Origin of the sequence: Calothrix sp. NIES-2100, from assembly GCF_963875285.1 — a bacterium.
GTDB lineage: Bacteria > Cyanobacteriota > Cyanobacteriia > Cyanobacteriales > Nostocaceae > Aulosira.
This window is the reverse complement of the sequence record NZ_CAWNLA010000001.1, coordinates 3,350,698-3,363,712: the sequence shown is the minus strand read 5'-3', so window position 1 is coordinate 3,363,712 and position 13,015 is coordinate 3,350,698. Positions and strand designations below refer to the sequence as shown.

Here is a 13,015-nt window from a genome sequence, read left to right as displayed (position 1 = left end):
CATCTGGGAAATAATTCATTATTTCCTTGATACTTCTCTCCATTCTGGTTATATTGAGGAACTCACTGTGGTAGCCACGCCGGAAAAAGTACAACACACCCACGAGCAATCATCACATCAAGACCGAGTCGCCGTATTGCTCATGGGCTACGGCGAAGTCGAAAGCTACGAAGATTTCGCTAACTATAACGAACAGGCTTTAAATTTACTGACAGCAAAATTTGCCCCAGTCCCTACCTGGATTTACCCACCCCTAGCCAAGTTGCTGGCGTTATTCGACCGTCATGAGTGGGGACACACCCATCACGATTTTATTTCTCCCCATAACGCCATCTTTGAACAGCAACGCGCTGGGATTGAGAAGCTTTTACAAGAAAAGTGGGGTGAGGGCGTTCAAGTTTTCAAGGCTTTTAACTTCTGCGCGCCTTTTTTGCCTAAACAAGTTTTGGCAGAGATTAAAAACCAAGGCTTCGACAAAATATTAATTTACCCCCTACTAGTTGTTGATTCTATCTTCACTAGTGGGATTGCGATCGAGCAGGTGAATAACGCTTTAGCTGAGTTGGCTGAGGGTGATGAACATTGGGTAAAAGGAATGCGTTACATTCCTTCTTTCTACAATGAGCCAGCTTACATTGATTTGATGGCGCATTTGGTAGAGGAAAAAATTAATGCTGATTTAGCAGCAACTTACCTTCCTTCCCAAATCGGTATTGTGCTGATGAATCACGGTTGTCCTCACAAAGCGAAAGGCTTCACCTCTGGGATTGTTGAAAGTCAATCGTTGTACGACTTGGTACGGGACAAGTTGATTAACAAATATCCTTTAATTTCTGTGGGTTGGCTAAACCATGACACACCACTAATTGAATGGACGCTACCAAATGCGGAGCAAGCTGCTAATAACCTGATTCAATTGGGTGCAAAAGTGATAATTTTCATGCCGATTGGTTTTGCGACAGAAAATCACGAAACTTTATTGGATGTTCACCACATTATCCATGCTATAGAGAAAAAGCATCCCGATGTGGATTATGTGCAAATGGCTTGTGTAAATGACCATCCAGAATTTTTGGCAATGGCTGCACAATGGGCTGATAAACATATTAGCGCGTTGAGGGCTGAGGAAGCAGTAACAGTTAATCCTCACCTAGATGGACATCATCACCATCATCACCATCATTAACGTGAATGATCAAGACCTTACCAACCCAGCCTTCCTCTCTTCTTAAGTCTTGACTCTGCGTCCCCTGCGTTCTCTGCGGTTGGTAAAAATAATTTTTAAACCGCAGAGGCGCAGAGAACACAGAGGGTAAAAGTGAGGATTGAGTATTAGTAGCAAGGGCTTTTTTTAGATATTGCTTGACTTTTGAGACTGTCGCTACTTATGGTAATTCGCCAAACTGTTCTCGATATCGAGAAAGTAGCGATTCTAATTCAGCGGCGCGTGTTTCTGCTTCTATACGTTTATCAGTCTCTTGTCTGAGTGCTGCAACCAACTCATCAGTTACTAACAGTTTTTCTTCATTATCTAGGCGATAAAAGCCAATGAGTTTTCCTTCTACAGCTAGACGTAGTTGTAATACTTGACTGCAACTATCGGTAATTGGCTCATAAATATCTCCCCTCAACCGATATCCTTGCAACTTTTGTTCAATCCATTCTCCTTTGGGATCAAATAACCAATATTCTTCTACTTCTAACCCTTCATAGAGATTTTTCTTAGTGGTTTTGTCTTCTTCCTGAGTTCCTTTAGATGTAATTTCAAAAATTACCTTTGGAACCTGTTTTTCTTGCCAAATTTTGTAGTTATCTCTTCCCCCTGGTTCAACGTCATAGATAACCATGACATCGGGTGCAACTCTTAATTTGGGAAACCCTTGTACATAATACAAGAATTGATTGGCTAACACTGTGGCGCGACGACCTTGAAGATATTGTCTGAGGACTTCTAATATGGTTAAAATTGCATATAAATGGTCGTAAGTTTCCGCCACAGGTTCTCCATCGCTGCTAGGATATATGATTTCTGATTTGGGAATAGCGGTGGTCATAACACATTTCTATATGTGTAAATGAATAATATTCTAGCAATAATTACGAATTAAAATCTGGTTTCATACTCAACAACAGCCCGCCCTTCATCTCCTAAATTAGTAGCACCACGGACACGTACTTCGTCATTTAAACGATAAATTACGTTGTAAAGTAAGGGTTCATTGCTAGCAAACACCCGCGATAAAGAAACAGAGAAGTTATTAGATACATCAAATACGCCTTCTGCTGCTAAACCGAGGACGGAAACATTGGTATTTCTATTAGTTACAAGTGTGGGAAATAGCCGCAATTCACTTAAGCCGATGGTTTCACCAATTTGGCTGATAGTTCCTTGTAAGTTAGAAAAAATTGCCGAACCAGCTATATTAATCAGTCCTAAACCTGTATCACCTTGCTGTAAATTGTTGAGGAATGAGCCTCCTAGTAAAGCAACGATTTCGCCTCGACTACGGCGAGGTTCGCTAGTGAGTACAAGGTTTCTAGATAATTGACTAGCTGGGCCTTTTGCTATGGCTTGAATACGAACGGTATTGAAAGTCCCAAAGTCAATTGCAGAAATATCTTGAATTTCGCTAGATATCCTTGAGGTTCGCCCTAAACTGCGCGTTGCTTCTGGAACTATTGTTACTAGGCGGACATCTAAGGTGGGATCAAATCCGCGACTGGGGGTAAATATTGCGGTTTGGTCGTAACCACGGGCTAAGGTAAATTGACTGGTAAATAAATTTATCTGGCCTCTCCTGAGACTAACTTCTCCTTGAGGAAGAGGTTTAGCTAAAGTTCCGTTGAGAGTGATATCACCTTGGGCGACAAAGCTGAATAGGGGTTGACGGGTAACGCGGACATTGTTAGCTAGAATTAACTGTAAGTTAGCAAATTCTATCGGTATTTTCGGTGTATTTACTGGTGTGGCTGGTGTCGCAGTATTAGTATTAGTGGCTGTTTCTGGGGTTTTAATGGTAATTTCTGGGGAATTTGCTGTCTGTGTGGTTGTATTTGTTGCCGCAGTGGCTGTTCCTAATAATACTTCACCATTATTTAGCTCAATTCTCCCGCCTAGTTGAGGAGCAAAGGCTGTACCTGTAATGACAGCATTACCGCTAACTCCGCCTTGATATAGGTTTTGGAAATTCAGCTGCAAGTTATTTATCGCCACCGTTAGGGGATTACTGGCTGCTTGTTGTTGGGCGGTTTGAGAAGCGAAAATTGGCAGAATTCCCGCCGCTGTTAGTTGTCCGCGACTGTATTCTGCTTGGAGTTTATCAACAATTAAGCGATCGCCTGCAAATTGCGCTGTGCCTGTAACATTAGTTAAGGGTTCTGTGAGGCTCTGGACATTAATGGTGGCATTATTAATTGTGGCAGTACCGGTGGCTTCTGGTCGGGCGAGTGTTCCCTGAACTTGGACGTTGACTTGTCCTTGTCCATCTACCCACTTGACTTGATTATTTAATAAGTTTAATACTGCCAAACCTTCATTTTGCACGTTGGCTTGAATGCTAATTTGATTACTATCTGGCTGGGTGGAAGCAAAAGGTAATTTAGCAGGGATACTACCATTAATTTGAATCGGTTGTGTGCTTGCGACTAAAATATTACTGTCAAAATTTAACCGCGCATTATTATAGTTAAAAGCAACTTGGGCTGATTGTACAGATTGATTATTTAAGCTACCATTTACTAGTGCTAATTCTCCGACAGCTTGGGGATTATTTAAATTTCCGCTGAGGGTAGCATTAGCATTGATATTTCCGGCAATATCTACAGGTAATTGGGGGAAGAAAGGTTTAATATCTGCTAGGGCTAAATTTTGGACTTGTGCTTGTCCCGATAAAGACGACTGACTTAATTGTCCGCTAAAAGCTAACAGGGAATTATTAAAATTGACTTGCACAGGTTGGAGAGTTAAATTCCCATTTTCATAATTGCCGCTAGCGACGACTTGATTAATATTATAATTGCCCCATACCCAATTATTACCTGTAAAATTAAAGCCAATATTCAAACCTGAGCGCAAACTCCCTGTTACGCCTAACCTACCGCTAATTATCCCTTGTAATTCTTCTAAGCTGGGAATGCGTTGTGATGCTTGCTGCTGGGTTTTTTCTTGGTTAACTTGGGTTTGAATTTTGGAGAGAAAATCTATTTGGGCTAATAAATTTCGATTGGGGAAACTGACAGGCTGAGTTTGTAAAGCCTCTGCACCAGCTAGTTTTGGCGGTTGTAAGCCTGTGCGGACATCTTGGAAATTGTAAATATTTAGGGTTTGCAGTAAATTTTCAATTTTGGCTTGTTCAAAGCTGACTTCAAACTGTAAGGGATTATTACCTGTGGTGGGTAAATTTCCGCTGAGTAAATAACGGGTGTCACCTTGCAGCAATTCTCCATTGGTTAAACTGAAATTGCCCTTACCATAACTGATATTACCGCGAAATTCATCGGCTTGAATTCTGCCAATTCGCGGTTGGGCGACGGCGACATTCCCCAATAAACTATAATCATTTAAGTTAACTGTTAAATTTCCTGATAACTGTCCGTTAATCGTGCCTAAATTGGCATTGGCAGGAATGAAGCTTTTGGCTAGAGATATGGGGAAATCTTGGACATTAACTGCAAGATTATCGCCGACGGTGCGTCCAGATGCAATAGTGGAGTCACGTCTGATATTAAATGCAGTGGGACGATTATCTGCACCTAAAGAAACCGCAATTTGGTCTTGTCTTCCAGTTACTTGAAATTGCGTTCCCTCTCCTTGTTGATAACTGACATTTCCAGTTAACACCGGCTCAAATGCTAAACCGTTGACTGCGAGATTTTCTAACTGAATTTTACCATTAGCAATTGGGGTAGTCGGCGTACCGGAAACTTGTCCATTAAAATCTACTCTCCCCGCCAAGGCAATATTTCCCGGAAGCTGAACCGGCAAACTTTGCAAATTATAATTCTGTGCCTGGACATTCAAATTTAACCCGGTAATTTGGGGAGTTGGTTGGAAAGCCACAGCAATATCACCCGCCGCTCTTAATCCTGGTGCAGTGGCTTGGACAATTTGCAGGCGCTGACCATTCCATTGAAACTGGGCGCTTAGTGGTTGTGTCAGTGCGGCTAAACCTTGGGAAAATCTCACATTACCCGCAGCTTGGATGTTTTGCGGTTGGAAAGAAGCCGTAGTTCCCCCAACTTGGACATCACCATTTAACCGTCCGCGCAAATTTTGTGATAAAGTACTTAATTGAAGCTGGGAAATAGTGGCTATAGCTCCCCAGTTGCCATTATTGAGATTGATATTTCTAACATTAACGCTTCCCCTAGCTAAACTTAACCGCGCATCGCCAGCAGCTTGAATGTTATTCAGGGCAAAGGAATTCGTATTACCAGAAATCTGTACGTTACTATTAACAATCTGCCCTTGGGCATTCTTCGCAAATTGATTGAGTTGGATGCGGGAAGCATTGGCGACAGCTTGCCATAGACCGTTATTCAAGCGGATATTATTCAGGTTAACTCTACCGCCAGCGACATTCAAATTTGCCTGTCCAGAGGCTTGAATGTTAGCAAGTTGCAAGGATTTTGTCGTTCCCGCTAAATTAAATTCCCCGTTTAAAGTCCCTTGGAATTGCGGTGGTAAAGCTGCATTAGAGTTTTCCTCACTGCGGGTGACTTGGGCTAAACTCTGGAGCGGAACTTGAGAAGCATCAACAACAGCTTGCCAGCGATCGCCTTTTAGTTGTCCCCTAGCTGCAACTGTCCCCCCCGCTATTTGTAAAACAGTATTTTGAATCTGAACGATTCCCTTGTTAATTGCTAATTCGGCTTTAGCGGGATAGGTAGCCATCGGTGCTTGGATTTGCACCAAGGTTTGTAAGTTAGCGAGAGTTCCTCTAACTTGGGTACTTGCAGCTATTGTACCAAGACGAATGTTCGGCGAACTAGTATTGTAAGTTTGAGCGATCGCATCTCCTGGTAAACTAGTAGCTTGCAAATTTATCGCCACTGTTCCCTGCTTTCCTAACCCAACTCTCCCCTTACCTGTAATTTGTCCACCTTGGGTTGGGGTAGCTTGAATCTGCGAAATAATAATTTCCTGCGGTGTTCCCTGAAATTGACTGGTAATTTTCTCAAAGCTAACACGGTCAATCACAGCAGGTTTAGTTGTACTCACCGCACCTGTAATCGTCGGCTTTTTAATTGCACCTTGTAACTTGATATTTGCTGTCCAATCCCCAGCCGTGGCGATTGGTAGTTTAGCATTAAAGGTTTGTAAAAGGTTCTGGGTGGTCACAGCTTTGACATTAGCTGTCAGATTATAACCAGTTTTGCTATTTATCGCCCCGTTAACTTGCACAGGAATGTTACCCAAGTTGGCGGTAAAATTTTCCAGTGCAACCTGCTGATTCTCAAACTGTAATTTACCTGTAGTGTTCGTGACTTTTGTCGGAAGATTATTAACTTGTCCAACTACTTGATTAACGTCAACCGTCCCAAATACCGTTGTTTGCGACTGATTTTTGGGTATATTAACAGTTAAATCGCTATTGATACTTCCAGCTTGTAAGCTAACTGGTGTCTGGACTAATTGCGATAGAGTAGCAGCTGGTAAATTAGCAGTGCGAATTTTTAGCGTTGTTTGTACTGTTTTGGGAAGCGTCTCACCAGAAAGCTGTAAACTTCCCCCAGTCATAGCTTGAGTACTAATATCAAAAGTGATGCGTTGATTTTGTTCTAAAAAACGCGCAACACCGTTAAGTTGATTAAACCCAACAATAACTCTCGGTTTACCTGCTTGCAGTAATGGTGATAACATCACAACACCATTTTGCAGATTCAGGGTTTCTAGTTCAGTTTTAATTAAACCAGCCTGTTCTTGAGTTGCAGTATTAATTCTCGTAGAAACCCAGCGCCCTTTTTCATCCTGTTCGATGTAGACATCTGGGCGAACTAAGGTAACATTGAGCTTTAAAGTCCGGTGAAAAACTAACTCCCAGGTATCAAATCCTACGTCTACTGCTTGTGCTACCAATGTATCTGCATCTGTAGTTGTTGCTGGGACTGATGTTGAGCCAAAACGCAGACTATTAGGCGAAAAACTTTGCACTGTACCTAACTTTACTGGTCTTCCTAGCAATTCCAACAGATTGCTTTCAATTAACGGTGCTAATTTTTCATGAATAAAAATATTCGCCCACCAAATACCCCCGACAATTCCAGCGATTAAAATCACCGCCAAAGCAATGCTGGTACGAGTTAATAACAGCAGCCATAAACGCCGATGAGAATTTGGAGAACGTGTCATCTTCTTTTTCCGAGAAGCAGTAGCAATGCTTCTTAAATACGCCTATGCATCAGGTCTACTTTATTAGACTGCCTGAAAATGTCGATTCTAAAATCATCTCTGCGGTAGATTGCATTTTTACCATGAAGTCTTCTACATCATACGCTGCTTGTGCGATCGCTTGACATTTAAGACAGCCATTCACGAAAAATCTCTCAGAAGAGTCAACACTCAACAGTCAACACTATTTTCAAGCTAGTCGATACCAGATAAAAGCCAATATCCAAAATCAGCTGAAATTTATTTACATTGATATATATAAATTACAACTAAAGATAGATTTATTAACAATTATTCATATTATATGTATTTTCTCATTATTATTAATGCAATAATCAAAATTCTTTTAATAAAATAATGATTTCTCCTTGGAAAACTCCTTTACCACTCGAAAGCTACTCATCAGCAAGAGTTGTGATATATTTTTACAACAATAACCGATGGGTGCCGATTAAGTACTGTTACTTATTAAAAGCACTTGAACTTTATGAAAACACCAGAAGTGTATTAGGTAAAGAAATTTTTTTATTTCCTCCTGACTTAGACCCGAATATATTCCATAGTTAATAAGCCAGGCAAATGTCTTTATATCAGCTTCAGTTGAATATTGATAGTGAGGCTGACGCAAAGACAACGGTACACAGGGAAATAACTATTGACCATTGACTAGAAAGTAATAACTTTTGCAAAGAGACGCTAATTTACGTGTTTCTATGGTTGTTATATGTAAAATTTATAGATGAGCATGGTAAGTGAGCTAAAACCAACTTTCTCAAAGATGATTTGACGATTTCACAAATTTCGCCAACTTGGGATTATTATGCTATGTCCAATTCATCGTTTATAGCTTCCAGCCAGAAAAATGCTGCAACAAAGCGGGATGTGAAGCAGGTTCCGTTTGTTGAGTTATTCAATCATCGTGTACAGGGAGTAGTTTCTAGCGGTTCTGATATTGAACGGGTTTACGTTTCATTTTTTGAAGCGGGAACCCTAGATTTTTATTGCAGTACAAATAATAACCGTCCTTGTGGGGGTTTGCAAGGCTATCCCTGTAAGCATTTGCAAGCTGTGATGAAAGAAGCGATCGCAGCTTATGGTATTGACCAGGTAATTAATTATCTTAAAGTTCCCGGTGACCCCAGTCAAATTACTTCCCCCCAGGATATTATCAACCGTCGCGGTACGGTAAAAAAAGAACCAGCCAGCGAAGTTTTCAGCCGCTTCTTAAATTACCTCCGCTACCTAGAATTACAAACCGCCAACTCTCCCCTCCCGGAAATGACTTGGTTTGTTTAATTGTCATTTGTCATTTGTCATTTGTCATTTGTCATTTGTCGCACAAAGAACTTACAGAGAATTAATTACGAATTACGAACTTGTACTGAGCGTAAAGCCTGCGGCATAGCTTCGCTTAGCGCGTAGCGTCTCGCAGAGAAGTCGAAGTATTACGAATTACGAATTAACATCATGGCTTTCCCCGGCGCATTACATCAATTAAGCGAAAGCAATCAAGTAATATTCGAGTTGATTGCTAGTTTAGATGAGTGTTTTATTACTGGTTTTGCGAATTTAGATGACCAACATCTGCAAATATTGCAGGCTTTAGAACGTGTATTTACTGGCACACCTCTACAGCAATCACTAGCTGATGCTACTGTGGCAATTAGCTCAAATGAGTTTGTAGATAAGCATTTTGCAATTTTAGCAAGTGCGCGTGCGTCAATAAATGGAGCATTATTTAATACATTGCAATCGCATGTCAGGACTTTGTTAGGGCGAGCGCAACTAACCGAGGTAGAGTTGGACTATGAAGCCAGCGAATCCCCAAATAACGTCAAAGTTCTGTTAGCAAGTGTGCGTCACTGGTTAATGGAAATTGCATTGATAGGCTATGCACGTTTAGATATAGCAACTTTAGTGCCGTTTTTAGGGACACTCGAACAAATCCAAGCCGAACCGTTGTTAGTTAGACAAGCTGCTTTACTGACTGGGTATTTTAATGAATTGATGGGAAATCTTCCCGTTGCTGATAGCCAAGCAATTCCCAAATATCGTTGGGTTGATTTATGGACGCAGGCGATGTTAGGGACGATGCGCCCAGCTATTTTACCAAAATCGCAGTTAATATCCGGGAATTTAGAAATTTTAGGTTTAGATTTACGCCAACACGCTAATTTAGTTAGCTTTACAGCCTACGGGTTGTTAGATGCAAATAATCAAACTCAGTTGGTGAGAGTTACCCAATCCGCTTACAAGGTAGATGCAATTAATAACGAGCAAATTTGGTTGTTATTTCCCAACGCGGCTATTTTATTGGATGCTTTCGCACAAAATCGCAGATTGCAAATTAAAGATGTACCCTTGCTACCTACTGGAGATTTACTGTGGCAAAGTCAAGGCGAACTTGGTGAAAATTATAATTTAATCAAACGGGCGGCGGAGTTTTTTGCAGAGAATACAGGGAATAGCTTGATTTATTCTACAGTTCCAGCGAGCGATCGCCATCCCATCCAACTCGCGGAACCGATATATCTCAGTAATTATCAAGTCGTGAAGAATGACGACAATATTATTTTAAGTTGGGGTGATGCAGGGGAACTGAGCATTGCTAGTGAACGTATCAGCGCATTATCAGAATTAAATTTAGACATAATTGCCAAATCTCAGCAAATCTTCGGCTTATTACGCTTCGATGCGGGGAAATGGTCAGTGCAACCTTTAGCAGTAGCAGTTAAAAACAAAACCACATATACCGGACAAACCGCCGCGTCAGTCATTGCGAAAAAAGATTCCATCAAAAATAGTGTTGTGGGAATCTTGCAAGAACGTTCTAGCCGCCTACTGCGTAAGGGTTGAGGAAAAAATTATGGATACAGAACAAATTGCCCAACGCCGTCAAGTTGTATACTGGCGCTTACTAACCAGTATGTTTGGCTTTAGCGAACAGGGTGCAAATTTTGAACACATGGCGACTGAAGTTGTTAGCGAGTTAAATTTACCCCAATTAATCCTCGACCCTAATATTAGTATTGAAAACTTACTCCACCGTTACCCAGAATTAGAAGCAGATTTTAAGAATCCCATTATTCCCGAAGACGATACAGCACCAGAAGTAGAAACCGCCACTCTGCGCCGAGGATTAGTTTTTTCTAAATTACTCCTAAATGCTTTTGGTCCCAACACCCAAACCGGAGTTGTCACCGCGCAACAATACGCGCAATGGTTGAAAGATGTGGGATTTTTGGAACAAGCTTTAGGATGTGCGCCGGGAAGTTTGCGAGGAAATAGGCCGGGAATTGGGAAAAACCAAGGTCAGCAAAATCAGGGACAAGGTAGCGGTAACAGTGGCGGTATGGGCGCAGGTATTGGTACTAGTGGCGGTTTCACCGTTACCGAAGAACAACTACGCGCCACCCTCAAAGCTTTGGAAGGTGAATTAATTCACCGCATGGCTTTACACGAAGTCCTCAAAGATGACAGATTAGCCAGTCAACTTACGCCATCAATGGCTTTGGTGGAACAACTTTTACGCGAAAAAGCGAATTTATCAGGAAATGCGCTGAAAAACGCTAAACGATTAATTCAGGATTATGTAGACGAACTAGCGCAAGTCCTGCGGTTACAAGTCGCCCAAGCTGTAGCCGGAAAAATCGATTATTCAACCCCACCTAAACGGATATTTCGCAACTTAGATTTAAAGCGCACGATTTGGAAGAATTTAACTAACTGGAATCCAGAAGAACAAAGATTATTTGTTGATAGGCTGTACTACCGCCACACCGCCAAGAAAAAAACACCAACTCGCATGATTGTAGTTGTTGACCAATCAGGTTCAATGGTGGATGCGATGGTGCAATGTACTATTCTCGCATCAATTTTCGCCGGACTTCCCAATGTGGATGTGCATTTGTTGGCGTTTGATACCCAAGTAATTGATTTAACAGCTTGGGTACATGACCCATTTGAGGTTTTATTACGGACAAATTTAGGAGGAGGAACACATATTTATGCGGCGTTAGTAGAAGCTGCACAAAAGATTTTAGAACCAAAGAATACGGCGGTGGTGTTAATTTCTGACTTTTACGAAGGTGGTAGCGACCAAGTTTTATATGACTATATTAAATCCTTGAAAGAGTCGGGATTACATTTTATCCCCGTTGGTGCGGTGACAAGTTCGGGATATTTCAGTGTGAATCAATGGTTCCGCGACAAGTTGAAGGAGTTGGGTATGCCGATTTTAACAGGGAGTCCGAAAAAGTTAATTCAAGAGTTAAAAAAGGTGATTGTTAACTAACCTCTTACCTCTGTGTTCTCTGCGCCTCTGCGGTTAGAAAAATAATTTTTGAACCACAGAGACATAGAGAACGCAGAGAAGAATTACAGATAATACTTTAGGAGATAAAAATGGCGAAGGCTAAAAGTAATACTACAAATGCTACTAGCAACGAGGTAATGTTAAGACAACCGGCGGAAATGAAATATGCAGAAGAATTAGAATATTTAGCCTCAATTGATAAAGGTACAAAGCCATTTTCTTGGCGACTGTCGCCGCAAATGGTGCGGACTTTTGTGTTGGGAAGTACGCCATCGCAAAAGTTAGACCGGCAAATTGAGCAGAAATGGTATGGAGATAGTGCGATCGCAGAACGTGCTATTGTCACTTTAGCTTCTGACCGTGGTTTATTGTTGATTGGTGACCCTGGTACAGGTAAAAGCTGGTTAGCTGAATTACTCGCAGCAGCGATTTCTGGTAATTCAACTTATGTAGTTCAAGGAACAGCAGGAACCACTGAAGACCAAATCAAGTATTCTTGGAACGTGGCGATGGTAATTGCGGCTGGTCAATCCCGCGATTCTTTGATTCCCTCACCAATTATGACAGCTATGCACACCGGGGCAATGGGCAGATTTGAGGAGTTAACCCGTTGTACTTCTGATGTGCAAGATGCACTGATATCTATACTCAGTGAAAAGTATATTTCTATTCCCGAATTGAAGACAGATAACGTAGCTTTTGCACAACCCGGATTTAATGTCATCGCTACAGCCAACAGCCGCGACAGGGGTGTCAACGAACTTTCTTCAGCCTTGAAAAGACGGTTTAATTTCGTACATATGCCGGTGGTGACGAATAAGAAGCAGGAAAAAGAAATTATCCTCTTCCGCACCAAAGAGTTAATGAACCGTCACGGCTTTGAAGTGGATGTTCCGCCAACACTGTTAGATGTATTATTGCAAACCTTCGCCGATTTACGCGAAACCAGCGCCGCCGCCAGTTCTGACGACCAGCGTTTAGAATCAGCGCTTTCCACCGCAGAACAAATCGGTGTTTTAGAAGATGCGATTTTACACAGTCGTTATTTTGGCGCTACCAATTTAGAAGCCGGTGCATTAGCAAAATCCTTGGTCGGTACTTTAGTACGTCGTCAACCAGAAGATATTTCCGTGATGAATCAATTTTGGCACGCAGTTGTTGAGAAGCGTAGTAAAGAAAACAAAGGTGAATGGGAAGCTTTTCTCGAAGGTGGTAAACAAGCGATGGGGTTATTTTAAAAACTCTTCTTTCTCTGCGTTCTCTGCGTCCTCTGCGGTTTATTTCTCTTTTATCTCACGCAGAGACACAGA

8 protein-coding genes are annotated in these 13,015 nt (G+C 41.6%); 5 read left to right on the top strand and 3 right to left on the bottom strand.

Features of this window, described 5'->3' with window-relative positions:
• The first annotated feature begins 67 nt into the window (after window positions 1-67).
• Complete coding sequence (locus AACU32_RS14080) at window positions 68-1,186, top strand: ferrochelatase (RefSeq protein ID WP_096608005.1); 1,119 nt, start codon at window positions 68-70, stop codon at window positions 1,184-1,186.
• 199 nt (window positions 1,187-1,385) lie between these two features.
• Here the strand turns inward: AACU32_RS14080 and AACU32_RS14075 are convergent, their stop codons facing one another.
• Genes AACU32_RS14075 through AACU32_RS14065 form a run of 3 tightly spaced genes read right to left on the bottom strand, consistent with a single transcriptional unit; the run spans window position 1,386 to window position 7,535 of the window.
• A complete protein-coding gene (locus AACU32_RS14075; RefSeq protein WP_096600412.1) occupies window positions 1,386-2,054 on the bottom strand; it encodes a Uma2 family endonuclease in 669 nt (222 codons plus the stop codon).
• 50 nt (window positions 2,055-2,104) lie between these two features.
• A complete protein-coding gene (locus AACU32_RS14070) occupies window positions 2,105-7,351 on the bottom strand; it encodes a translocation/assembly module TamB domain-containing protein (protein ID WP_096600410.1) in 5,247 nt (1,748 codons plus the stop codon).
• A 55-nt stretch (window positions 7,352-7,406) separates the two neighbouring features.
• Complete coding sequence (locus tag AACU32_RS14065; protein WP_339377881.1) at window positions 7,407-7,535, bottom strand: hypothetical protein; 129 nt, start codon at window positions 7,533-7,535, stop codon at window positions 7,407-7,409.
• A 680-nt stretch (window positions 7,536-8,215) separates the two neighbouring features.
• Between AACU32_RS14065 and AACU32_RS14060 the strand changes: the two genes are divergently transcribed.
• The 4 genes from AACU32_RS14060 (at window position 8,216) to AACU32_RS14045 (ending at window position 12,943) form a co-directional block, all read left to right on the top strand.
• Complete coding sequence (locus tag AACU32_RS14060; protein ID WP_096600406.1) at window positions 8,216-8,686, top strand: hypothetical protein; 471 nt, start codon at window positions 8,216-8,218, stop codon at window positions 8,684-8,686.
• Window positions 8,687-8,857: 171 nt separating this feature from the next.
• Entirely contained in the window at window positions 8,858-10,246 is a 1,389-nt protein-coding gene (locus tag AACU32_RS14055) for a hypothetical protein (protein WP_096600404.1), read from the top strand.
• 10 nt (window positions 10,247-10,256) lie between these two features.
• On the top strand, window positions 10,257-11,684 hold the full coding sequence (locus tag AACU32_RS14050; protein WP_096600402.1) for a VWA domain-containing protein: 1,428 nt from the start codon (window positions 10,257-10,259) through the stop codon (window positions 11,682-11,684).
• A 110-nt stretch (window positions 11,685-11,794) separates the two neighbouring features.
• The gene (locus AACU32_RS14045) at window positions 11,795-12,943 is read left to right on the top strand and encodes an ATP-binding protein (RefSeq protein ID WP_339377880.1); all 1,149 of its coding nucleotides are present in this window, start codon (window positions 11,795-11,797) and stop codon (window positions 12,941-12,943) included.
• Window positions 12,944-13,015: the final 72 nt, after the last annotated feature.